A 23,319-nucleotide genomic window follows, 5' to 3' on the forward strand; every position below is an offset into this window, starting at 1 on the left:
TAGTCCGATACGGTATGGCGCACGGCGATGTCGTGTCAAGCACGACCGCGACGTACGGGAGGTCACGATCCGATGACGACGAAGGCGAGCGGCGGGCGCCGCATCACCATCCGCGACGTCGCCGCGCATGCGGGCGTCTCCACATCGAGCGCCTCGCTGGTGCTGCGCGGCGCCGCGGGGGTCAGCGCCGAGACCCGCCGGCGGGTCGAACAGGCCATGACCGACCTCGACTACCGCCCCCTCGCCGCCGCCCGCGGCATGCGCGGCAAGACCTTCACGATCGGCGTGCTGGTCTCCGACATCCGCAACCCCTTCTTCGGTCTGCTCCTCGACGGCGTCGCCGAACGCATCGCCGGAACCGGCTATGAACCCTTCATCGGGCCCGGCGGCGCGACGGCCGCCTCCCAGATGCGGATGATCCAGGCGATGCGCGACCGCCAGATGGACGGTCTCATCCTCATCGGCCCCCACGTCGCCGCCACGGAGCTCGAGGCGATCGCCGCCGAGGTGCCCATGGTGGTCGTCGGGCGACACGGCCCCGCCGAGAACTTCGACACGGTCGCCGGCGACGACGAACAGGGCTCGCAGCTGATCGTCGATCACCTCGTGGGGCTCGGGCATCGCCGGATCTCGTACGTCACCCACTGGGACCCGGAGAGCGCCGACGACCGGCGCCCGGAGAACCGTCGCGAGCAGGGCTACGTCGAGGCGATGCGGCGGCACGGCCTCGACGGGTTCGTCGACGTGGTGCGCGAGGAGTGGAGCCACGACGGCGGGCTGCGCGCCGCAGCCGCGTTCGCCGCCCGCGCGAAGCGCCCGACCGCGGTGCACGCCGGCGCCGACGTCTCGGCCTTCGGGCTGCTGACCGGCCTCGCGGAGGCGGGACTCTCGACCCCGGGCGCGATCTCCGTCGCCGGCTACGACAACACCGCCACCTCGGCGCTGCCCCGCGTCTCCCTGACCTCCGTGGACCAGTCCGGCCACGAGATGGGACGCCTCGCCGCCGACCTGCTGCTGGACCGCATCGACGGTCGCCGCCGGAGCGTGCACGAGCTCACCGCCCCCTGGCTCGCCGTGCGCTCCTCGACGGCGGCGCCGGAGGACTGACCGGCACCCGCGCGGATGCGCCGCCCTCGGGCATCGGGAATGCATCGCCGCGAAACCGGGTTGGCCAGGACATGCGCATCGCGATCATCGGCACGGGCAACGTCGGATCCCGGCTCGCAGAAGGGTGGACCGTCGCGGGACACGACGTCCGCGTGGGCTCGCGATCTCCCCGCGGGGGCGATCTCACCCCGCAGGATGCCGTGGCGGGCGCCGATGTCGTCGTGGTCGCGGTGCCGGGCTCGGCGGCCGTCGACGCCCTGCGACCGCTCGCCCCACTCCTCGGCGGCGTGATCGTCGTCGACGTGAGCAACGCGGTCGAGGTCCGCGACGGCGTCGTCGTGCTGTCCCACCCCGGGACGAGCGTCGCCGAGCTGCTGCAGCGGGCGCTTCCGGACGCGCACATCGTGAAGACCCTCAACCTCGTCAACGACGGTGCGATGGTCCCCCGCGCATCCCCCCGCGCCGCCGAACTCACCAACTTCATCGCGGGGGACGACGCCGGGGCGCGGGAGGTCGCGCGCCGGCTGCTCGTCGACCTCGGCTGGGCGGACGGCGCCCTCGTCGACCTCCCGGCGCTGGACTATGCCCGGGCCCTCGAGCAGGGCATCCTCCTGCTCACCGGTGCGCGCGCCGAAGTCTCCGGGCTCCCCCTCGGGCTGCGCCTGGTGACGGATGCCCCGGACTGACCGGGCTCACCCCGTTGGGGGTTCCCACAGTTCGATCGGCAGTCCCTCGGGGTCGTGGATCCGCGCGAACGTCCCATACTCGGTCCCATTCCACTCCTCGCGGCGTTCGACAGGGATCCCTGCGGCGTCGAGCGCCGCGGCGAGCTCGTTCAGCGCCGTCACGCGGAGATTGAGCATGAACGGCTGGTCCGCCGAGAAATAGTCCGAGTCGGCGGGGAAGGGCGCGAACACTGTCATCCCCGCATCCTGTTGCCAGATCCCATCATGACCGGCGGCGATCCCCAGGTGCGTGCGATACCAGGCCGTGCGCGCCTCCGGATCGCGACTGCGCAGGAACAGCCCGCCGATTCCCGTGATGCCCACTTACTCCCCCTCGTGTCGAACCCGGCATCGCCGGCCCAGGATCAGACTAGCCACGGCCACGGACATGGCGCGCCGCGCGTCGGCCGCTCTCCCTCCGGCAACACCCTTGCGGATGTCGGTGGCCCGGCGCAGACTCATCCTGCGCGACACCGGGTCGCGCATCCGATCGGAGGAGCACCATGCCCGCACTGAACCCCTACCTCTCCTTCCGCGACAATGCCCGCGCGGCGATGGAGTTCTACCATCAGGCCCTCGGCGGCGACCTCGAAGTCTCGACCTTTGAGTCGTTCCCCGACATGGTCCCCGACCCGTCCGAGCGGACGCTCGTGATGCACGCTCAGCTCACGACGCCTGACGGACTCGTGCTGATGGCGTCCGACACACCAAGTGTCATGTCGTACGCACCGCCTCAGGGCATCTCCGTCTCCCTCAGCGGCGACGACGCCGACGCCCTGCGCAGCGCGTGGGACGCGCTCACCGAGGGGGGAACGGTCGAGATGCCGTTCGAGCAGGCGCCGTGGGGCGGGCTGTTCGGCATGTTCACCGACCGCTTCGGCATCCACTGGATGATCAACGCCAGCCCCGCCGAAGGCTGAGACGCCGGGGCCGTCCGCTCCGGGCACCACCCGCCGCAACGGGGAGGATCCCGCGAAGGGCCACCCGTCTTCACCAAGAAATCGGGGCCCCGGGACTTCGTCCCGGGGCCCCGATCCTGGCGGAGACGGAGGGATTTGAACCCTCGGTCCCCGTGAGGGGACTCCACCTTAGCAGGGTGGTGCACTAGGCCTGACTATGCGACGTCTCCAGCGCCCGACCATCGATCGAGCACGTCCACCCATCATAACGGGTCGGCGGGGAGCATCCGAATCTTGACTGCGCGACCCTATGGGGAAGCGCTTTCCAATAGACTGATGAGATCCATCGAAGGGACTCCGCTGATGACCACTCCGACCGTCCTCCTCGTCGGCGCCCGCGGATTCGGGGCCGTGCACCTCGAGAACCTGGAGCGCCTCCGAGAGCGCGCCGACCTCATCGGGCTCGTCGACCCGGCCGGCCCCCCGGAGCAGGGCTATGGGGCGGAGGCCCCGCATTGGCCCTCTCTCGACGACGCTTTCGCCGCCGGCATCCGTCCCGACGTGGTGATCGTCGCGACCCCCACCGGCACGCACTTCTCGCTCGCGGCGAGCGCACTCGAGCACGGCGCCGACGTCTACCTCGAAAAGCCCCCGGTCGCGTCGATGGAACAGTTCGACGAGCTGCTCCGGATCCAGGAGCGCACCGGTCGCGCCGTGCAGATCGGGTTCCAGAGCCTGGGCTCCCATGCACTGGCCGAGATCGCCGGCCTCGGCGAGCCGACCGCGATCGCGACCTGGGGCGCCTGGACCCGCGATGCCGCCTACTGGAGCCGTTCGTCCTGGGCCGGTCGCCGCTCGCTCGACGGCGCACCCATCGTCGACGGAGTGCTGACCAACGCCCTCTCCCACGCGATCGCCACCGCGCTGCGGATCGCGGGCGCACGTCGCCGGGAGGACGTCGCGCGGGTCGAGCTCGAGCTGCTGCACGCCGCTGACATCGCCGCGGACGACACCTCCGCGGCGCGGATCACCCTGCGGGACGGCCTCCGAATCGGGGTCGCACTCACCCTCGCCTCGGCGACCTCCTCGCCCCCTCTCGTCCACGTGCGGACCACGGGCACCGAGATCGTCTTCTCCTACACCGAGGACCTGCTGACAGACGACAGCGGCGTCCGTCGCACCGGACGCACCGACCTCTTCGAGGAGCTCCTCGACCACCGCGAGCGGGGCACCGCCCTCACCTCGGCGCTCATCGACAACGGCGCCTACATGGAGGTACTCGAAGCCGTGCGCACCGCACCCGACCCCCGCCCGATCCCGGAGGCGCAGCTGGACGTCTCCGGCGAGGGGGCGAGCACGGTCCGCGCCGTGCGCGACGCCTCCGAGTGGGTCGAGCGCACGGCCCGCGCCGGTGCGCTGTTCAGCGAGGCGGGGGCGCCCTTCGCGCAGGGGTGACGACCCTCAGGATCCGGTCGACTCGCGCACGACGAGCTCAGGGCGGAAGCGCACCTGCCGGTCACGATCCGCGTCGCCGCCGATCTCCCTGAGCAGCAGGTCGGCCGCCGTCCAGCCGATCAGCCGCGCGGGCTGGCGCACCGAGCTCAGCGGCACGACAGTGGCCGTCGTGAAGTCGATGTCGTCGTAGCCGATCAGCGCGATGTCACCGGGCACCTCGACGCCCGATCCGAAGCTGAACGCCTGCAGCAGCCCGACCGCCAGCAGATCGTTCGCAGCGAATACCGCGTCGGGGCGGTCGGCCTCCGCGCGCCCCGCGATCTCCTCCCCCGCGGCCCGGCCGTGCAGCACGGTCAGCGCCGGCTTCTCGACGATCTCGAGCGACGCGCCGTCGACGCGTTCCACGGCCGCGCGTGCACCCTCCAGACGATCGGCGACCTGTCGCACCGAGCGCGGACCGCCCACGAACACGAGCCGGCGCCTCCCCGCCTGCAGCAGATGCTCGGCGGCGATCCGACCGCCCTCGACGTCATCGACCGCGACCGAGGCGAAGGCCTCACCGGGAGCCTCCCGATCGACCAGCACCACGGGGACGCCGCCGTCGGCGAGCCGGTGCAGCAGCGTGAGGTCTTCGGACGCCGGGGTCACGAGCACGCCGTTCACGCGCTGCTCGCGGAACAGCTCGAGATGCGCGTCCTGCCGGGCGACACCCTCGTCGCTGTTCCCGAGCAGCACGGTCATCCCCGCCTCGGCGGCGCGGTCCTCCGCCCCTCGGGCCACCTCCGCGAAGAACGGGTTGCCGATGTCGGAGACCACCAGCCCGATGCTGCGGCTGCGTCCGGCGCGGAGCTGCCGCGCGGCATCGTTGCGCACGAATCCGAGCTCATCGATGGCGGCCTGCACCCGCTGGACGGTCGCCTCGGAGACCCGCTCCGGGCGGTTCAGCACGTTCGACACCGTGCCCACCGAGACCCCCGCGGCGACGGCGACGTCCTTCACTCCGACAGCCATCCCGTCATCCTAACCGCGTGGTCAGTTTCGGCAGGTTTTGGCCCCGAAACCTGCCGAAACTGACCACCCTCCATGCCCCCACCCTCCATGCCCCCACCCTCCATGCCCCCCGAGGGGACGCCCTCACGCGGGTGGCGCGAGCAGGGCGCGCAGGCGGACGGCGAGGGCGGGCGCTTGCTCGGCCCCGGCGTCGGCGATCCCGACGGCGTACCGGAACCGCACGGACCCGCCCGCGGGAACCTTCAGCTCGTCGCTGAAGAAGGGCGCGGGGTTGAGGCCGGCGAACTCCTCCGAGCGGGCGAACCACTGCGGCGGATGCCGCGGATTGTCCTGCGCGTCGACCATGACGACCAGCGACACGGCGTCCACGACGTCGTGCCGCCCGGAGAACCCCATCCACTCGTGTCGCTGTCCGCGCAGCTGCGCGCCGGTACCGGTCCCCTGTGGCGTCACGAGCACCCCGTCGGTGAACGAGCGCGGTCCGCGCCAGAACAGCCCGCCGTACCCGGCGTTGTCCCTGCCCCGCGTCGTCGGGGATCCGATCGAGATCGCGGACGGGGTGATGTTCGTCATCGTCGTGTCGAACACGAGACCCCACGCGTCCCCGCCGAGGAGGCGCACGCCCAGGGAGCGAGTCTCATCGAAGAGGCGGCGGCCGTCCTCGGCGATCCACTCCAGGCGGTGCGCGAACCGCGCATCGTCGCCGGACACCCCCGATTCCCGGACCTCGGCATGTCGCTGAGCGCCGTCGTTCGGGAGCTGCACGTAGCCCTCCCCGCGGACGAAGGTCGGGCCGCCCCAGAAGTTCTCGTCGTCCACGACCGGCAGGGACCAGGCGATCCCCTTGTGCCAGACGTGGTCCCAGGGGCGGAACAGGCTCACCTCGTGCCCGCGACGGGTCCGGATCGGATGCAGGTAGGGTCGCGGCGCCTCGAGCTGCGGCGAGTCCGGGCGGTACACGTACCGCATCAGCTCGGCGTCGCCGTCGGCGAACGAGACCTGCGTTCCGTCGTCGATGAGCTGCAGCGTCATTCGCGGCCTCCTCCGGCATCGGGCACGATCGCGCGGAAAGCGCTTTCAAGCATCGTACCCTCGCCCGCCGCCGGCCATCCGATCTTGACACGACCCGCCCGCCGCTCTAGCTTTGAATCGATTCACTATTCAATCGGAGGCCGTGTATGACCCGCGTCTGCTTCGAGCTGCAGATTCGCCCGGACCTACTCGACGAGTACCTCGCCCGGCACACGCCGGTGCGACCGGAAATGCTCGCCGAGATCGCCGCATCGGGACGCCGCAACTATTCGCTGTTCCTCGCCGAGGGCGGCCGTCTCATCGGCTACTACGAGACCGATGACGACGACGCCTCCCAGGCGTACCTCGCCGCGTCCGAGACGGCAGGGCGCTGGGAGGCCGAGATGGCCCGCTTCTTCGTCGGCCTCGACGGTCGCCCCGACCAGGCCGCGACCCCGCTCACCGAGATCTTCCACCTCGCGGACCAGCTGTCCGCCTCCATCCCCGCCGAAAGCGAGACCCCATGACCACGCTGTCCCCCGCGATCCTCTCCGAACTGGAGAGGCAGTCGATCGAGCTCCCCTCCTGGGCCTTCGGCAACTCGGGCACCCGGTTCAAGGTCTTCGGCACGCCGGGCACGCCCCGCGATCCCTTCGAGAAGATCGCCGATGCCGCGCAGGTGCACGCCCACACCTCGCTCGCTCCCGTCGTGGCGCTGCACATCCCGTGGGACATGTGCGACTTCGGCGACCTGCGCGCTCACGCCGAGGACCACGGCGTCGCCCTCGGCACCATCAACTCCAACACCTTCCAGGACGACGACTACAAGTTCGGCGCGCTCACGCACGAGGACGACCGCATCCGCCGGAAGGCGATCGACCATCACCTCGCCTGCATCGACGTGATGGACGCCACCGGCAGCCGCGACCTCAAGATCTGGCTCGCCGAGGGATCCAACTACCCCGGGCAGGCCGACCTGCGCGCCCGCCAGGAGCGGCTGCACGAGTCGCTCTCCACTATCTACGCGCGCCTCGGCGAGGACCAGCGCCTGGTGCTCGAGTACAAGTTCTTCGAGCCCGCCTTTTACCACACCGACGTCCCCGACTGGGGGACCTCCTACGCGCAGGTGAGCGCGCTCGGCGACCGTGCGATGGTGTGCCTCGACACCGGACACCACGCCCCCGGCACGAACATCGAGTTCATCGTCATGCAGCTGCTCCGCCTCGGCAAGCTCGGCTCCTTCGACTTCAACTCCCGGTTCTACGCCGACGACGACCTCATCGTCGGGGCGGCCGACCCCTTCCAGCTCTTCCGCATCCTGTTCGAGGTCGTCCGCGGCGGAGGTCTCAACAACCCGGATGTCGCCTTCATGCTCGACCAGTGCCACAACGTGGAGGACAAGATCCCGGGCCAGATCCGCTCGGTGCTGAACGTGCAGGAGATGACCGCCCGCGCGCTGCTCGTCGACCGCGACGCCCTCGCCGCGGCGCAGCGGGCGAACGACGTGCTCGCCGCGAACGCCGTGTTCATGGACGCCTTCTACACGGACGTCCGCCCGGCCCTCGCGGAGTGGCGCGAGAGCCGGGGCCTGCCCGCCGATCCGATGGCGAGCTACGCGGCCTCCGGCTATCAGCAGCGGATCGCGGCAGAGCGCGTCGGCGGCACCCAGGCCGGCTGGGGCGCATGAGCGCGTCGCCCGCCCCGCGCGCAGAGCTCGACGGCCTGGTGCGGCTCTACCCCGCCGGGGACGGTCCGCTGCGCGGGCACGGCCTGGTCTGGGTGCACGGCGGCGCGTTCACCGGTGGCGACCTCGACATGCCCGAAGGCGATGCCGTCGCCCGGGCGTTCGCGATGCGCGGCGCGACCGTCGCCTCGGTCGACTACCGCCTCGTCGGAGCCGACGGCGAAGACCGGTTCCCGGCCGGCTCCGACGACGTGCTCCGCGCGTGGTCCTGGATGCGGTCCGAGGCGCCGCGCCTCGGCGTCGACACGGCAAGCCTCGTGCTCGGCGGCGCGAGCGCCGGCGGGAACCTCGTCGCGGGCGCCGTGCTGCGGATGCTCGGACATCCCCCCGCGGCGAGCGCCGCCCTTCCCGCGGGGGTCTTCCTCGCCTATCCGACGCTCCTCGCCGAGCAGCCGCCGCCCGCCGCTGACCTCCGCGCGGCCCTGGACGCCGAACCGACCGCCGATCTCTTCCCTCCCGCGGCGGTGCGCGAGATGTACGAGACCTACCTCGGCGGCCCTGTGGACGACGCGCCCCTCGCGGCGATCCCCGGCCTCGCGCGACCGGTCGACCTCATCGGCTTCCCGCCGACGATCATGGTCGACGACGACGTCGACGAGCTGCGCGTCTCCGGCGAGCTCTTCGCCGCGACGCTCTCCTCAGCCGGGGCCGACGTCGACGTCTCGACCGAACCGGGCACGACGCACGGGCACCTCAACCGCCCCGAGGCGGGCACCGCCTTCACCCACACGATCGACCGCGTCTCCGCCTGGATGACCCGCGGACCCTCCCACCGACCGACGGAGCACTCATGACCAATCCCGCCGCTGCCGACCTCATCGCCCGCTCGAACCGTCTGGGCGCCGATCCCCGCAACACGAATTACGCCGGAGGCAACACCTCGGCCAAGGGCGTCGACACCGACCCCGTGACCGGGGCGTCCGTGGAGCTCCTGTGGGTGAAGGGGTCGGGCGGTGACCTCGGCACGCTGACCGAACAGGGTCTGGCGGTACTGAGGCTCGACCGCCTGCGCGCGCTGACCGACGTCTACCCGGGGGTGGAGCGCGAGGACGAGATGGTCGCCGCCTTCGACTTCTGCCTGCACGGCAAGGGCGGCGCGGCGCCGTCGATCGACACCGCGATGCATGGTCTCGTCGACGCCGCCCACGTGGACCACCTGCATCCCGACTCGGGGATCGCGATCGCGACCGCCGCCGACGGCGAGCGGCTGACGCGCGAGGCCTTCGGCGAGCGCGTGGCGTGGGTGCCGTGGCGCCGTCCCGGCTTCCAGCTCGGGCTGGACATCGCACGGATCAAGGAGCAGAACCCCCGGGCGATCGGCTGCATCCTGGGCGGCCACGGCATCACCGCCTGGGGCGATGACTCCGACGAGGCGGAGGCGAACTCGCGGTGGATCATCGACACCGCTGCGGCCTTCATCGCCGAGCACGGGCGCCTCGAGCCCTTCGGCCCTGTCCGTCCGGGATTCGCGCCTCTCCCCGCATCCGAGCGCCGATCCCGCGCGGCGGCCCTGGCGCCGGCCATCCGCGGCCTCGCGTCTACCGACCGCCCGATGCTCGGCCACTTCACCGACAGCGATGCGGTGCTGGAGTTCCTCGCCGCCGAGAACGCGCCGCGGCTGGCCGCTCTGGGCACGAGCTGCCCCGACCATTTCCTGCGTACCAAGGTCAAGCCGATGATTCTCGATCTGCCCGCCACCGCGGGCGTCGAGGAGCAGATCGCGCGGCTGAAGGAACTGCACGCGGAGTACCGCGCCGACTATCAGGCCTACTACGACGCGCACGCGACGTCCGAGTCGCCCGCGATCCGCGGAGCAGACCCGCTGATCGTCCTCGTCCCCGGTGTCGGGATGTTCTCCTACGGCGCGAACAAGCAGACCGCTCGCGTCGCCGGTGAGTTCTACGTGAACGCCATCAATGTGATGCGCGGCGCGGAGTCCCTCTCGACCTATCAGCCGATCAGCGACGCGGAGAAGTTCCGCATCGAGTACTGGGCGCTCGAGGAGGCGAAGCTGCAGCGCATGCCGAAGCCTCGCACGCACCAGGGGCGGATCGCCTTCGTCACGGGCGCCGCCTCCGGCATCGGGAAGGCCACCGCGACGCGCCTCGCCGCTGAGGGGGCCTGCGTGGTGATCGCCGACCTCGATCTCGAGAAGGCGCGGGCGGCGGCGGAGGAGCTCGGCGGTGCGGACGTGGCGATCGGCGTCGCCGCGAACGTGGCCGATGCCGACGCGGTCCAGGCTGCGCTCGACGAGGCCGTCCTCGCGTTCGGCGGCGTCGACCTCATCGTCAACAACGCGGGACTGTCCCTCTCGAAGCCCCTCCTCGAGACCACCGAGAAGGACTGGGACCTGCAGCACGATGTGATGGCCAAGGGCTCCTTCCTCGTGTCGAAGGCTGCGGCGAGGATCCTCATCGCGCAGGGCATCGGCGGCGACATCGTCTACATCTCCTCGAAGAACAGCGTGTTCGCGGGGCCGAACAACATCGCCTACTCGGCGACGAAGGCCGACCAGGCCCACCAGGTCCGGCTGCTCGCCGTCGAGCTCGGCGCCCACGGCATCCGCGTCAACGGCATCAACCCTGACGGCGTGGTCCGCGGCTCCGGCATCTTCGCCTCCGGCTGGGGCGCCAACCGTGCTGCGACCTACGGGGTGAAGGAGGAGGATCTCGGCCAGTTCTACGCGAACCGGACGATCCTGGGGCGCGAGGTCGTCCCGGAGAACGTCGCCGACGCGGTCTACGTGCTGACCGGTCCGGATCTCACCCGCACCACCGGGCTGCATGTCCCCGTCGACTCCGGCGTCGCCGCGGCGTTCCTCCGATGAGCGGCCTCCGCGCGTTCGCCGCGGTCGACCTCGGCGCCACCAGCGGACGGGTGATGATCGGACGCGTGGGCGCCGAGGTCCTGGAGCTGGAGCAGGTCGCGCGCTTCCCGAACGGCCCCGTGCGCCGCGAGGACGGCCTGCACTGGGACCTCGGAGCGCTGCGGGCGCACGTCGTCGACGGCATCGCCGAGGCAGTGCGACGCGAGCCGCGGATCGAGAGCATCGGCATCGACTCCTGGGCCGTCGACTACGGGCTGTTGCGCGAGGACCTGCTGCAGGGCGAGCCGTTCCACTACCGCGACGACAGGACGGCGCGTGGCGTGGCGGACGTGCATGCGCGCGTGCCCTTCGCCGAGCTGTACCGCCGCAACGGCCTGCAGTTCCTGCCGTTCAACACGCTCTACCAGCTGCGGGCCGACGCGCGGATGCCGGCGGCCGACACCCTGCTGCTGATCCCCGACCTCATCGCGCACGAGCTCACCGGGGTGCGGGCGGCCGAGCGGACCAACGCCTCGACGACGGGCCTCCTGTCCGCGCACTCCGGGGAGTGGGACGTCGAGCTCGCGGCGCTCCTGGACATCCCCGCACGCCTCCTCCCCCCGCTCGTCGATCCGGGCAGGACGATCGGCACTGTGCGCCCGGAGATCGCCGAGCGGATCGGCGCCGAGCTGCCGCTGATCGCCGTCGGATCCCACGACACGGCGTCCGCCGTCGCCGCGGTGCCGCTGTCCACCCCCCGCTCGGCGTACATCTCCTGCGGCACCTGGGGGCTGGTCGGCCTGGAACTGGACGATCCGGTGATCACCGACGCGGCGCGCGAGGCGAACTTCACGCACGAGCGGGGCGTCGACGGTCGGTTCCGCTTCCTGCACAACGTCACCGGCCTCTGGCTGCTGAGCGAGACCGTGCGCGCGTGGGAGACAGCGGACGGCGCGCCCCTCGATCTGCCCGCACTGCTCGACGCGGCCTCGGCCACCGACCGAGGGATCTCCCTCTTCGATACCGACGACCCCTCGCTGAGCGCGCCGGACGACATGCCCGCGCGTATCGCCGCGCTGCTCCGCGCCTCCGGTGCGCCGGTCCCAGAGGATCGCCCCTCGTTCGTGCGCAGCATCGTCGAGTCGATCGCCGCCGCGTTCGCCGACGCCGTCGACGCTGCCTCCCGGCTCACCGGGCGCGAGGTCGACGCGATCCACCTCGTCGGCGGGGGCTCGCTCAACACGCTCCTCTGCCAGGCGACGGCCGATCGCTCCGGCATCGAGGTACTCGCCGGGCCCGTGGAGGCGACCGCACTCGGCAACGTGCTCGTGCAGGCGCGCGCGGTCGGGGTCTTCGGACCGGATGCTCCGCTGGAGGCCCTTCGCGATCTGGTCGCCCACACGCATCGGCCGGTGCGCTACCGGCCTCGCGCCTGAACGGACCTGTTCAGCGGGACTGCTTGCCGTTCGAGCAGGTCTTCGTGTTCGCGTCGTTGCCCTTGACATTGCCCGGCAGATCCACGGCGGTGGACCCGGGCGAGGGTTCGACGGTCGACGTCGGCGCCCCGGTGGGGCCCGGAGCCGGGGTCTCGGTCACGACGCCGTCGTTCTTGCTGTTCTCGTGCGTCACCTTCAGCGGGCGGTTCTCCTCGATGGCCTTCCAGAGCGCCTTCGCGGAGGCGCGATCGGGGATCACGCGGTTCGAGTCGGACGGGTCGTCGAAGACCGGGTACTGCACGAACACGATGTCGCTGAGCGGGACCTCCTTGATCGCCAGCCCGATCTGCACGATCCTCATCGGGTCGAGGGAGGTGCTCGTCTCCGAACGGCGCAGTCCCGTGTCGGCGAGCTTGAGCATGAGCGGCACGTTGCCGAGGGTCTCCGCGCTCATCAGCTTGTTGATGAGACGGGTCATGTACTGCTGCTGGTTCTGGATGCGGCTGAGATCGCTCTCGCCCACGAGTCCGTGCCGGGTGCGGAGAAACTGCAGGGCCCAATAGCCCTCCACCGTGTGCATGCCGGCCGACAGGTTGAGGCCGGTGTGCGGGTCCTTCATCGGGCTGGCGAGGCACACCTCGACACCGCCGACCGCATCGGTGATCTCCATCACGCCGCCGAAGGTGAGGGAGGCGGCGAACTCGATGTCCTGACCGGTGATCGACTCGACCGTCTTCGCGACGCAGCTGAGGCCCGCCGCCGCATACGACTCGTTCAGCTTCGCATAACCGCCGGAATGCACCTGCCCGTCCTTGTCCGTGCAGTCGGGGCGGTCGACCATCAGGTCACGGGGAAAGCTGATCGCCGTGACGCGACGCGGGTCGTTGGAGACGTGGATCAGCAGGTTGACGTCGTTGTTCTTGCCCTCGGAGTCCTTGCCCTTGCAGCGCTTGCCGAACATCTCGGCGTACTCCGGCTCGCACTCGTCGAGCCCGATCACCAGCATGTCGAAGCCCTTGTCGTAGGCGCCGATGTCCGGCGGCAGCTCCTTCTGGCCTTCGAGCTCGACGGAGTTGTCGGCGGCGGTGCGGGCGAGATCGGCGGCGACGAAGGCCGCGACGCCTCCCCCGCTCACCAGCAGCACCGCCATCACGATCCCCACCAGGGACAGCAGCTGGCCGACCGCGCGCGGCGTGCGCTGCGGCGCGTGGCGGGCGATCGGTCTACGTGGCCGGGGACTCATGCACTCAGCGTCGCACGTTTCCGTTGGAACACGTCTGCTGCGCGGCCGAGTTCCCCTTCACGTCCGACGGGAGCTGCACCACGTCGGTCGGCGTCGTCGACGGCGTCCCCGGGTTCGTCGTCGGCGCCGGCGTGGTCACGATCACTCCCTCGTTCTTGGAGTTCTCGTGCGTGATCTGCAGCTGCTTGTTCGCCTTGATCGCCGCCCACAGCTGCTCCGCCGCCTGCTTGTTCGGCACGACCTTGTTGGGGTTCTCCGGAGCGTCGACGGTGGGGTACTGCACGAAGACGATGTCGTCGAGCGGCACCTCCTTCATCGCCAGCGCGATCTGGACCATCCGGCTGGGATCGGCGAGTGAGGTGCTCATGGTGAGGTTGTCCGCCGCGGCGTTGGCGAGCTTCAGCAGCACCGGAACGTTGCCGAGGGTCTCGCCACTGACCATCTTGCGCGCGAGGCTGGACATGTACTGCTGCTGGTTGCCGATGCGGCCGAGATCCGAGCCGTCGCCGACGCCGTGTCGGGTGCGCAGGAACTGCAGCGCCTCCAGCCCCTGCACCGTGTGGTTGCCGGCAGACAGGTCGAGACCGGTGTACTTGTCCTTGATCGGGTTCGCGAGACACACGTCGACACCGCCGATCGCGTTGGTCATCTCGATCACCCCGCCGAAGGTGAAGGATGCGGCGAACTCGATGTCCTCGCCGGTGAGCTGCGAGACGGTCTGCACGGCGCAGTTGAGCCCGCCGTAGTCCCAGGCGGAGTTGAGCGGTTGGCGGCTCATCGCCGGATGCTCCTTGCCGGTCTTCTCGTCCTTGCAGGCCGGGATCGGCACGAGTATGTCGCGCGGGAAACTGACGACCGTGACGCGGCGGGGCGCCGCCGAGACGTGCACGAGCAGGTTGACGTCGTTCAGGGTGCCTTCGGAGTCCGCTCCGGTGCACCTCTTGCCGAACAGGTGAGCGTACTTCGGCTCGCAGGTGTCGACGCCGGCGACGAAGACGTCGAAGCCGCCCTCGTAAGCGGCGATGTCCGGAGGGAGCTCCTTCTGCCCCTGCAGCTCCACCGCATTCGCGGACACCGTGCTGGCGAGGCTGTAGAGCACGTAGCCTCCGACCGCGACACCGCTGAGCAGCACCACGCTGAGCGCGAGGCCGAGCAGCTTCAGCAGCTGCCTCCCGGCGCCGGGCGACCCCAGCTGGCCATGCCGGGCGAGGGGGCGCCTGTGCTTGGTCGACTCGCTCACTGGGGGGTGCCTTTCGAATCTTCTGCGGAGGGTGTGGGATTCGAACCCACGAGACATCTCTGCCCACTGGTTTTCAAGACCAGCTCCATCGGCCGCTCGGACAACCCTCCTCACACGAGCCGGGGCGCGTGCGATCAGGCGTCGAGTCTATCCGGTCTCCGGGGGAAGACGGACTCACCGACGCCCATTATTCCCAGGTCACCTGGGGAAGCGCTGGGGGACGAGGGAGTCCAGGGCGCGCGCGAGGCCCCCCTCTTCGACCACGTCCGTGATCTCTCCCGCCGCGGCCCTGACCTCGTCGGGCGCCTGCCCCATCGCGACCGCTCGCCCTCCGCCGGCGAGCGCCCAGGCGAACATCCCCAGGTCGTTGCGGCCGTCTCCGGCGACGAGCACACGGTCGCGGGGCTGATCGAGCTGCTGGCGGACGCGCTCCAGGGCCGTGCCCTTGTCGACCCCGAGCGGCGCGATGTCGAGCCAGGCGGTCCAGCCGATCGCGTAGGAGACCTCGTTGAGGCCCGCTTCGGCGACGAGCCGGTGGAAGTCGTCCTCGTCATGGCCCGGGGCGACGACGACGACGCGCGAGACGGGCTGCGCGGAGAGTTCGTCGAACGAGACCTGACGGCCTCCGTCGAGGGTCCAGTCGTCGAGTTCATCGGTGAACAGCCGCTGTCCCGACCCCAGCTCGACCATGTAGCGGGCATCGGGCAGCCGGGAGCCGAGCAGCCCCAGCACCTGCGCGGGATCGAAGGTCTCGACGTTCCACCGCTCCCAGCCGTCCGCGACGCGGCGCATCGTGACGGCGCCGTTCGAGCACACGGCGTACTCCGCATCGAGATCGAGCATCTCCACGTAGCGGCGGGTCGCCATCCAGCTGCGCCCGGTGGCGAGCATCACCTCGTTCCCGGCGTCCCTCGCGCGTGCGACGGCTTCGGGGACACCGGGGCTGAGCGTCTCGTCCTGCAGCAGGATGGTGCCGTCGATGTCGAGGCCGACCAGCCACCCGGCCGAGGTCATGCCAGGGGCTCCAGCACCTCGAGGCCGCCCAGATAGGGCTGCAGCACCTCCGGGACGGTCACCGATCCGTCGGCGCGCTGGTGCGTCTCGAGCAGGGCGACGATCCAGCGGGTCGTCGCGAGGGTGCCGTTCAGCGTCGCCACGTTCTCGGTCTTCGCGCCCTCCTCGGGGCGGAAGCGCACATCGAGGCGGCGCGCCTGGTAGGTGGTGCAGTTCGAGGTGGACGTCAGCTCGCGGAAGGCGTCCTGCGTCGGCACCCAGGCCTCGACGTCGAACTTACGGGCGGCGCTCGATCCCAGGTCGCCCGCGGCGGTGTCGATCACGCGGTACGCCAGCCCCAGCGAGGTGAGCATCTCCTCCTGCAGCGCCAGCAGGCGCAGGTGCTCCGCCTCCGCCTCCTCCGGAGCGGTGTAGACGAACATCTCGAGCTTGTTGAACTGATGCACGCGGATGATCCCGCGGGTGTCCTTGCCGTGGGACCCGGCCTCGCTGCGATAGCAGGTCGACCATCCGGCGTAACGCAGCGCGCCACGGGAGAGGTCGACGATCTCGTCCTTGTGGTAGCCGGCGAGCGGCACCTCACTGGTGCCCACGAGGTACATGTCCTGCGCCTCGAGGCGGTACACCTCGTCGGCGTGCTCGCCGAGGAAGCCGGTACCCTGCATGATCTCCGGGCGCACCATGGTCGGCACGATCATCGGGGTGAAGCCGTTGGCCAGTGCCTTGTCGAGGGCGAGGTTCATCAGCGCGATCTCCAGGCGTGCGCCGATGCCCTTCAGGAAGTAGAAGCGCGCACCGGAGACCTTCGCGCCGCGTTCCATGTCGATCGCGCCCAGGAGCTCGCCGAGCTCGAGGTGATCGCGGGGCGCGAAGTCGAAGGAGGGGACCTCCCCGACGCGACGCAGCTCGACGAAGTCGTCCTCGCCGCCTGCGGGGACACCGTCGATGATGACGTTCTCGATCTTCGCGAGGGCGGCGGATGCCGTGTCCGCGGCCTCGTTCGCGGCCTGCTGCGCCTGCTTCACGCGGTCGGCGAGGTCCTTGGCCTGGGCGACGAGCGCGGCCTTCTCGTCCTTGGGGGCCTTGGCCACCTGCTTGCCGAACGCGTTCTGCTCGGCCCGCAGCTCCTCGAACGTGCTCAGCGCGGTGCGGCGCGATCGGTCGGCCTCGATCGCCGCGTCGACGGTTTCGGGCGCGTTCCCGCGCGCGATCTGCGAACGTCGGACGAGCTCCGGCTCGTCTCGGAGGAGGGCGAGGTCGATCATTCATCAAGTCTAGGGCGTGGCGTCGGCACGGCTGACGGGGAGCCGTGGCCGTAGAGTTGCGGCATGATCGCACGCGCGCAGGGGGACTCGCATGCGGCACTCGTGTACAACCCGGTCAAGACCGACGGACGCCGGCTGCGAGCAGCCCTGATCCGGCAGTCGGAGCGTCACGGCTGGGCATCGCCCTCGTTCCACGAGACCACGGAACGGGATGCCGGGCAGGAGGCCGCCCACCGTGCGCTCGACGACGGCGCCGCGGCGGTGCTCGTCGCGGGCGGCGACGGCACGGTGCGCGCGGTGTCCGAGGTCATGGCGGGCACGACCGTGCCGCTGTCCCTCGTGCCGAGCGGGACGGGGAACCTCTTCGCGCGCAACCTCGGCCTTCCCCTGGCCGATCCCGAGACGATGATCGACGCGGTCTTCACCGGGATGACGCATCCCGTCGACATCGGCTGGGCGGAGCTGACCCGCTCGGACTCCTCCTCGTCCGAGCACGCCTTCGTCGTGCTGGCGGGCATGGGCCTCGACGCCGACATGATCGCCAACACGAGGGCGGAGCTGAAGAGGTCGGTCGGCTGGGTCGCCTACATCGACGGCGCGATGCGCTCCCTGCCCGGGGCCCGCCCGTTCCGCACGCTCTTCCAGGTGGAGGACGGCCGCGTGCACACGACGAAGGTGCAGAGCATCCTGTTCGCGAACTGCGGCGCGCTACCCGCCGGCATCGCTCTCGTGCCGGACGCCTCGGTCGACGACGGCACGCTCGACATCGCCCTCATCCAGCCCACCGGCGTGCTCGGCTGGCTGGGGGTGTGGCGGCGGGTCTGGTGGGACAATTCGGTGCTGCGCCGCACCCGGGCCGGGCGGAGGGTATTGGAGCGCCGCGGACGCGACACGTCGGTGCGCTATCTGCGCGGACGCACGGCGGAGGCCGCGATGGATCCGACCTCGATCGAGCTCGACGGCGACGAGTTCGGCGAGGCGGTGCGCATACGGTGCCGGATCGACCAGGGGGCGCTGACCATCGTGCTCCCCTCCGGGCACGACGTCAGCGGCTTCTGACCGCCGCGGCGCTCAGCCGATCACCTTGACGGAGCCGTCCAGGTGATCACCCGTGAGAGTGAGGGTGAAGTCCCCGGAGCCGCTCCGCGGCTGGTCGAGGGCGATGACCGTCACGCGGGGTCCGAGGTCCATCGTGCAGACGCGATCGATGGTCTTGAAAGCGACCGTCGCACCGCCGTCCTTCTGCTCCACCTTGTCGATCACCGGCTTGCAGCTGGACGACCCCCAGGTCAGCAGGGCGATGCCGTTGTCCGAGAACCATCCCGCGGAAGAGACCGGATTCGGCATGGCGTCCGGGGCCGAGGTCGGCGCCGCGGCAAGGCCGGTGAGGGCCGTCGCGCCGCTGACCGTCCCGTAGGCGATCTTGACCTCGACCTCCTTGGTGACGTCTACGCCGGCCGGGACCTGCGCGAAGCTCGCCCGCGGGACGAGGTCCTTGGTGCAGGCCTTCGCCTGCGGGTCCTCGAGGGTCACCGTGATCGTCTGGCCCGATGCCGTCGCGTCCTTGACGACGGGGATGCAGGTGGACGAGCCCTGGGTCACCACCGCGATGCTGCGCCCCTCGTCGAGCCAGGCGGCGGCGACATCGCCGTCGGAGGGCTGCTCCGACGCGGACGGGGCGCCGCTGCCGGTCGGCGCCGGCGCGGTCGGCGACTGCGCACAGCCTGCGGCGATGAGCGCCGTCGCGGCCAGGGACGCGGCGGCCAGCACCAGGCGGAGGCGGGCGGCGGGTCGAACGCTCAGAGGACTCATGCGGTCAGGGTACCGCGGGCTACTGAAGTGCCGATGTGAGTCTTGCGAGGTTGTCGAGCACCGTGGATCGCAGCGGCTGCTGCTCCCACTCCTCCAGGGTCAGCTCCCGGCTGAGGCGTCGGTACTCGTCCTCCACCGCACGCACCTCCTCGACGAACTCCTCGCCGCGGACGAGCATCGAGATCTCCTGGTTGAGACCGAAGGACCGCATGTCCATGTTGCTCGATCCGATCACGGCCACCTGCTCGTCGATCGTCAGCGACTTGGTGTGCAGGATGTACGGCTTGGGGTACATCCAGATGCGCACCCCCGCCTTCAGCAGCACCTCGTAGTAGCTCCGCTGGGCGTGGTAGACGATCGCCTGGTCGCCCTCCTCCGAGACGAAGAGCTCGACGTTGACCCCCCGGTCGCAGGCCGCGGTCACCGCGAGCAGCAGCGCCTCGTCGGGGACGAAGTACGGGCTGACGATCATGATCCTGTCCTTCGCGGCGTACAGCAGCGCGAGGAACAGGCGGAGGTTGTTCTCCACCTCGAACCCGGGACCCGAGGGGACGATCTGGCAGTCGAGGTCTCCGGTCCCGGTGCCGACGTAGGTGATGTCGACCCCGTCCGGCACCCGATCGGTCTCGGCGTAGTAGTCGGACAGGAAGACGGCGTTGATGCTCGCGACGATGGGGCCGTCGACGCGCACCATGAGGTCCACCCAGTGCAGTCCGCGCCGGATGTTCTTGCGCAGGTTGTACGACGAGTCGGTGACGTTCTGCGAGCCGAGGTAGGCGAGGTTGCCGTCGATCACGAGCAGCTTGCGGTGGTTGCGGAGGTCGGGACGCTGGATGCGGCCGCGCAGCGGCTGCACCGGCAGCATCTCGTGCCAGTCCGCGCCCATCGCGTTGAGCCGGTCGCGGGTCTGCTTGTACCTCGGCTTGCCGCGGTTCGCCCAGAAATCGAGCAGCACGCGCACCTGCACACCCCGCGCGGCGACCTCCTCCATCGCGCGGAAGAAGTTGTCGGTCGAGGCGTCCGCCTGCAGGATGTAGAACTCGACGTGCACGTAGCGCTCCGCCGCGCGGATCGCGTCGGCCATCTCGTCGAGCGACTGCTGGTAGTCGGAGATGAGATGTGCACCGTTGTCCCCGGCGATCGGCATGGCGCCGAGGTGCTGGTTCATCGCGACGAGGGGCGGGAACCAGTCCGGCGCGTTCGGCCGGAGCGTCCCGAACTGCAGCTGCTCCGAGATGTCGTCGATGTACTCGTTGATCTGCGCCTGCTTGCGGCGCCGTGCGCGCGGCAGGTGCGGGTTGCCGATCAGGAGGAAGAGCAGCGCCCCCGCGAAGGGGATGAAGAAGATCGCCAGCAGCCAGGCCATCGCCGCTGTGGGGCGGCGGTTGCGCGGGATCACGATGATCGACGCGACACGGATCGAGATGTCGATGACGAGCAGCGCGCCGACGACCCACCACGGCCAGTTGTCGGGGTTGATCACGCCGCGCCCTCCTTCAGGTGCGCCGGACGACGCTCGGATCAGCGTAGCCGCTGCCGACGACATCCGGGGCGAGGCGGATCAGGACGAGCGCGGAGGGAGCCCGCGGGCGGCGCGTTCCTCGGCCTCGATCTGCGCGTGGACCTTGCGCTCGGTGCGATCGAACCGCAGGATGCCGCGGAGGACGATCACGAACACGAAGCTCACGGCGATCGTCGGCACGATCGCCCACAGTGCCGCGAGCCAGATGTTGTCCATGCCCCCATCGTACGCGCTCGGCGACGGGCACCCGAAGTCCACAATGCCCGAACGCAATGATCTGTTCACCACGGACGGCTTCTGCGGCTTTCCACCCGACCACCGCCGGGCACACTCTCCGCATGACGACGATCCTCCGCGCCTCAGAGCCCGCCGAACTCCTCTCCCATGTCCCCGCCCTCGCCGGGTGCGTGCCGCGACGCAGCCTCGTGCTGCTGCCCTTCTCCGGGCGGCGCGCGTCCGGAGCGATGCGCGTGGACCTCCCCGCCGACGACACCGAGCTCGGCGCGTACGTCGACGGCGTGACGACCGTGCTGCTGCGCGTGCCGGAGCTCGACGCCGTCGCGGTGGTCGTCTACTGCGACGAGACGGCGACCGAGACGAGGGACGGCCTGGTGCTGCCTCTCGAGGTCATGGTCGATGAGCTGATCGGCACGATCTCCGACGCCGGTCTGCGGCTCGCCGACGCCCTGTGCGTGACGGGGGATGGGTGGGCCGACTACCTGGCCGACGAGCCGGTGCTGCGACCCCTCGGCGAGATCGCCCCGACGCCTCCTCCCGGGAGCACGATCGACGAGGACCAGCTGTCCGGCGCCGTGCTCCCGCCGAGCACGAAGGAGGACCGCGGGCGGGTGCGACGGGCGATGCGCGACCTCGACGCCGTGCTGGACGATCGGGCACCCGGGCCCTCCCGTCCCGTCGTCCCGAAGAATCCGCAGGCCCTGGCCGCCGCCGTGATGCTCGACGATGTGCCCCAGCTGGCGGAGGACGTCCTCATGCGTCCGGAGGCGCTGCCGCCGTTCGCCTGCGCCGCCCTGCTCCTCTGCCTCGAGAGACCGGCTCTGCGCGATGCGATCCTCGTGCAGTGGGCGAGCGGGCTGCAGCTCGGACGGGACGCGCTCGACGATCAGGGGAGACACCTGCGCACCGGCGGGATGCCGACCGCCGCCGTCGGCGACGTGTTCCTCGGGCGCGGCCCGCGACCCGATCCCGATCGGCTGCGGCGCGCCCTGCAGGCCGTCCGTCTCGCCGCCTCCCTCGCGCCGCGCCGCGGCCGGCCCGGCCCGCTCGTCGCCGCCGCATGGCTCTCCTGGGCCGCCGGACGCTCATCGCACGCCGGCGAATATCTCCGGATGGCGCAGGAGATCGAGCCGCAGCACCGCATGGCGGCGTTGCTGCAGAGCATGCTCGCGGCGCTCGTGCTCCCCGAGTGGACGCTCCGCCAGCCGTCCGCCGGGCAGGGTGCTACTTGACCAGCGGGAAGAGGATCGTCTCGCGGATGCCGAGTCCGGTGACCGCCATGAGCAGGCGATCGATACCCATCCCCATGCCCCCCGTGGGCGGCATGCCGTGCTCGAGCGCCCGGAGAAACTCCTCGTCGACGCGCATCGCCTCGACGTCGCCCCGGGCTGCGAGCTTCGCCTGCTCGACGAAGCGGTCTCGCTGGATCACCGGGTCGATCAGCTCCGAGTACCCTGTCGCCAGCTCGAAGCCGCGCACGTACAGGTCCCACTTCTCCACGACGCCCGGGATCGAGCGGTGCTCGCGCACGAGGGGAGAGGTGTCGAGCGGGAAGTCCATCACGAAGGTCGGACGGTCGAGGCCGCCCTTGACGAAGTGCTCCCAGAGCTCCTCGATCAGCTTTCCGTGGGTGGCCTGCGGAGGCACCTCCACCCCGTTCGCTTCAGCGAAGGCGATCAGCTCGTCCACGGGGTCACCGGGTGCGAAGTCCCGTCCCGCGGCCTCGGAGAGCGAGTCGTACATCGAGATGCGCGCCCACTCGCCGCCGAGGTCGTACTCGGTGCCGTCGGCCCAGGTCACCGTCGTCGAGCCCGACACCGCGACCGCCGCGTTCTGCACCAGCTCCTGGGTGAGATCGGCGATGCCGTTGTAGTCGCTGTAGGCCTGATACGCCTCGAGCATCGCGAACTCCGGGCTGTGCGTGGAGTCGGCGCCCTCGTTGCGGAAGTTGCGGTTGATCTCGAACACGCGCTCGATGCCGCCGACGACGGCGCGCTTCAGGTAGAGCTCCGGTGCGATGCGGAGGAACAGCTCCGTGTCGAAGGCGTTCGAGTGCGTGACGAACGGACGGGCGGATGCCCCGCCGTGCTGGACCTGCAGCATCGGCGTCTCGACCTCGAGGAACTCGTGCTGGGTGAAGGTCTGTCGCAGGCTCGCGTTCACCGCGGCACGGGCGCGCACGGTGGTGCGGGCCTGGTCACGGACGATGAGGTCGAGGAAGCGGCTGCGCACGCGGCTCTCCTCGCTGAGGTCGCCGTACACGTTCGGCAGCGGGAGGATCGCCTTCGAGGCGATCTGCCAGCCGTCGGCCATGACCGAGAGCTCACCGCGTCGGCTGGAGATGACCTCTCCGTGCACGAAGACGTGGTCTCCCAGGTCGACGAGCTCCTTCCAGGCGGCGAGCGACTCCTCGCCGACGTTCGCGAGGGAGATCATCGCCTGGATGCGAGAGCCGTCCCCGGACTGGAGGGTCGCGAAGCAGAGCTTGCCGGTGTTGCGGCTGAACACCACGCGGCCCGCGATGCCCACGACGTCACCGGTCTCGGCGCCGGCCTCGAGTTCGCCGTACTGCGCACGCAGCTGGGGGATCGTGCGGGTCACGGGCACTGCCACGGGGAAGGCGCCGCCGGAGGCGTCCGCCCGTTCGTTGTTGAGGCGCTCGCGCTTGGCCAGGCGCACGGCCCTCTGCTCGAACGTGTCCTCGGCGGAACCGTCGTCGGGGGTGTCGGCGGGCGCGTTCTGCCCAGGCGCTTCGGTCATGTGGGGGCTCCTCGGAAAGTCGCCGCCCAGTC

General features: G+C 70.5%; 22 protein-coding genes and 2 tRNA genes. 11 read left to right on the forward strand and 13 right to left on the reverse strand.

Features of this window, described 5'->3' with window-relative positions; all coding sequences use genetic code 11:
* Positions 1–72: 72 nt before the first annotated feature.
* Positions 73–1,107: a LacI family DNA-binding transcriptional regulator gene (locus ABWO84_RS11135; protein WP_353114647.1), complete on the forward strand. Its 1,035-nt coding sequence runs from the start codon at positions 73–75 to the stop codon at positions 1,105–1,107.
* A gap of 71 nt (positions 1,108–1,178) precedes the next feature.
* Entirely contained in the window at positions 1,179–1,793 is a 615-nt protein-coding gene (locus tag ABWO84_RS11140; protein WP_353114648.1) for an NADPH-dependent F420 reductase, read from the forward strand.
* A 6-nt stretch (positions 1,794–1,799) separates the two neighbouring features.
* Here the strand turns inward: ABWO84_RS11140 and ABWO84_RS11145 are convergent, their stop codons facing one another.
* Positions 1,800–2,156: a VOC family protein gene (locus tag ABWO84_RS11145; RefSeq protein WP_353114649.1), complete on the reverse strand. Its 357-nt coding sequence runs from the start codon at positions 2,154–2,156 to the stop codon at positions 1,800–1,802.
* Between the two features lie 179 nt (positions 2,157–2,335).
* Here ABWO84_RS11145 and ABWO84_RS11150 point away from each other — a divergent pair, with 179 nt between their 5' ends.
* Positions 2,336–2,752 carry a VOC family protein gene (locus ABWO84_RS11150; RefSeq protein ID WP_353114650.1) on the forward strand — a complete coding sequence of 139 codons (417 nt, stop codon included), beginning with the start codon at positions 2,336–2,338 and terminating at the stop codon, positions 2,750–2,752.
* A 117-nt stretch (positions 2,753–2,869) separates the two neighbouring features.
* On the opposite strand, the gene ABWO84_RS11155 is transcribed toward ABWO84_RS11150, so the two are convergent.
* A tRNA-Ser gene (locus ABWO84_RS11155) sits at positions 2,870–2,961 on the reverse strand.
* 106 nt (positions 2,962–3,067) lie between these two features.
* Here ABWO84_RS11155 and ABWO84_RS11160 point away from each other — a divergent pair.
* The gene (locus tag ABWO84_RS11160; protein WP_353114651.1) at positions 3,068–4,186 is read left to right on the forward strand and encodes a Gfo/Idh/MocA family protein; all 1,119 of its coding nucleotides are present in this window, start codon (positions 3,068–3,070) and stop codon (positions 4,184–4,186) included.
* Positions 4,187–4,192: 6 nt separating this feature from the next.
* Here ABWO84_RS11160 and ABWO84_RS11165 read toward each other — a convergent pair whose 3' ends face one another.
* Positions 4,193–5,197 (reverse strand): LacI family DNA-binding transcriptional regulator, encoded by a 1,005-nt coding sequence (locus ABWO84_RS11165; protein ID WP_353114652.1) that lies wholly within the window; start codon positions 5,195–5,197, stop codon positions 4,193–4,195.
* A gap of 123 nt (positions 5,198–5,320) precedes the next feature.
* Entirely contained in the window at positions 5,321–6,229 is a 909-nt protein-coding gene (locus tag ABWO84_RS11170) for a DUF6807 domain-containing protein (RefSeq protein WP_353114653.1), read from the reverse strand.
* A gap of 146 nt (positions 6,230–6,375) precedes the next feature.
* Here ABWO84_RS11170 and ABWO84_RS11175 point away from each other — a divergent pair, with 146 nt between their 5' ends.
* From ABWO84_RS11175 to ABWO84_RS11195, 5 genes are read left to right on the forward strand one after another with little or no spacing between them, the layout of a single operon-like run.
* Entirely contained in the window at positions 6,376–6,735 is a 360-nt protein-coding gene (locus tag ABWO84_RS11175; protein WP_353114654.1) for an L-rhamnose mutarotase, read from the forward strand.
* Entirely contained in the window at positions 6,732–7,895 is a 1,164-nt protein-coding gene (gene rhaI, locus ABWO84_RS11180; RefSeq protein ID WP_353114655.1) for an L-rhamnose isomerase, read from the forward strand. Before ABWO84_RS11175 ends, rhaI begins: the two co-directional genes overlap by 4 nt.
* Entirely contained in the window at positions 7,892–8,746 is an 855-nt protein-coding gene (locus ABWO84_RS11185; protein ID WP_353114656.1) for an alpha/beta hydrolase fold domain-containing protein, read from the forward strand. Before rhaI ends, ABWO84_RS11185 begins: the two co-directional genes overlap by 4 nt.
* Positions 8,743–10,779 carry a bifunctional aldolase/short-chain dehydrogenase gene (locus ABWO84_RS11190; protein ID WP_353114657.1) on the forward strand — a complete coding sequence of 679 codons (2,037 nt, stop codon included), beginning with the start codon at positions 8,743–8,745 and terminating at the stop codon, positions 10,777–10,779. The genes ABWO84_RS11185 and ABWO84_RS11190 overlap by 4 nt, the downstream gene beginning before the upstream one ends.
* Positions 10,776–12,194 carry a rhamnulokinase gene (locus ABWO84_RS11195; RefSeq protein WP_353114658.1) on the forward strand — a complete coding sequence of 473 codons (1,419 nt, stop codon included), beginning with the start codon at positions 10,776–10,778 and terminating at the stop codon, positions 12,192–12,194. The genes ABWO84_RS11190 and ABWO84_RS11195 overlap by 4 nt, the downstream gene beginning before the upstream one ends.
* A 10-nt stretch (positions 12,195–12,204) precedes the next feature.
* On the opposite strand, the gene ABWO84_RS11200 is transcribed toward ABWO84_RS11195, so the two are convergent.
* The 5 genes from ABWO84_RS11200 to serS form a co-directional block, all read right to left on the reverse strand.
* Positions 12,205–13,437, reverse strand: coding sequence for an LCP family protein (locus ABWO84_RS11200; protein WP_353114659.1), 1,233 nt, complete (start codon positions 13,435–13,437; stop codon positions 12,205–12,207).
* 4 nt (positions 13,438–13,441) lie between these two features.
* Complete coding sequence (locus ABWO84_RS11205) at positions 13,442–14,677, reverse strand: LCP family protein (RefSeq protein WP_353114660.1); 1,236 nt, start codon at positions 14,675–14,677, stop codon at positions 13,442–13,444.
* Between the two features lie 25 nt (positions 14,678–14,702).
* Positions 14,703–14,787 (reverse strand) — tRNA-Ser (locus ABWO84_RS11210).
* An 88-nt stretch (positions 14,788–14,875) separates the two neighbouring features.
* Positions 14,876–15,691, reverse strand: a complete 816-nt coding sequence (locus ABWO84_RS11215) for an HAD family hydrolase (RefSeq protein WP_353114661.1) — start codon at positions 15,689–15,691, stop codon at positions 14,876–14,878.
* A complete protein-coding gene (gene serS / locus ABWO84_RS11220) occupies positions 15,688–16,956 on the reverse strand; it encodes a serine--tRNA ligase (protein ID WP_353114662.1) in 1,269 nt (422 codons plus the stop codon). Before serS ends, ABWO84_RS11215 begins: the two co-directional genes overlap by 4 nt.
* Before the next feature lie 63 nt (positions 16,957–17,019).
* On the opposite strand from serS, the gene ABWO84_RS11225 reads away from it, so the two are divergent.
* Positions 17,020–18,015 carry a diacylglycerol/lipid kinase family protein gene (locus tag ABWO84_RS11225; RefSeq protein ID WP_353114663.1) on the forward strand — a complete coding sequence of 332 codons (996 nt, stop codon included), beginning with the start codon at positions 17,020–17,022 and terminating at the stop codon, positions 18,013–18,015.
* A 12-nt stretch (positions 18,016–18,027) separates the two neighbouring features.
* Here the strand turns inward: ABWO84_RS11225 and ABWO84_RS11230 are convergent, their stop codons facing one another.
* The 3 genes from ABWO84_RS11230 to ABWO84_RS11240 all read right to left on the reverse strand — a co-directional run bounded on the left by ABWO84_RS11230 (position 18,028) and on the right by ABWO84_RS11240 (position 20,506).
* Positions 18,028–18,768: a hypothetical protein gene (locus ABWO84_RS11230; RefSeq protein ID WP_353114664.1), complete on the reverse strand. Its 741-nt coding sequence runs from the start codon at positions 18,766–18,768 to the stop codon at positions 18,028–18,030.
* Positions 18,769–18,787: 19 nt separating this feature from the next.
* The gene (gene cls, locus ABWO84_RS11235) at positions 18,788–20,248 is read right to left on the reverse strand and encodes a cardiolipin synthase (RefSeq protein ID WP_353114675.1); all 1,461 of its coding nucleotides are present in this window, start codon (positions 20,246–20,248) and stop codon (positions 18,788–18,790) included.
* Between the two features lie 81 nt (positions 20,249–20,329).
* Positions 20,330–20,506, reverse strand: a complete 177-nt coding sequence (locus tag ABWO84_RS11240; RefSeq protein ID WP_353114665.1) for a hypothetical protein — start codon at positions 20,504–20,506, stop codon at positions 20,330–20,332.
* A gap of 122 nt (positions 20,507–20,628) precedes the next feature.
* Here ABWO84_RS11240 and ABWO84_RS11245 point away from each other — a divergent pair, with 122 nt between their 5' ends.
* Positions 20,629–21,759 (forward strand): DUF4192 family protein, encoded by a 1,131-nt coding sequence (locus ABWO84_RS11245; RefSeq protein ID WP_353114666.1) that lies wholly within the window; start codon positions 20,629–20,631, stop codon positions 21,757–21,759.
* Here the strand turns inward: ABWO84_RS11245 and lysS are convergent.
* Positions 21,752–23,287, reverse strand: coding sequence for a lysine--tRNA ligase (gene lysS / locus ABWO84_RS11250; protein ID WP_353114667.1), 1,536 nt, complete (start codon positions 23,285–23,287; stop codon positions 21,752–21,754). The two genes, ABWO84_RS11245 and lysS, sit on opposite strands and share 8 nt — an antisense overlap.
* Positions 23,288–23,319: the final 32 nt, after the last annotated feature.

The sequence above is a fragment of the Microbacterium sp. genome (genome assembly GCF_040394595.1).
GTDB lineage: Bacteria > Actinomycetota > Actinomycetes > Actinomycetales > Microbacteriaceae > Microbacterium.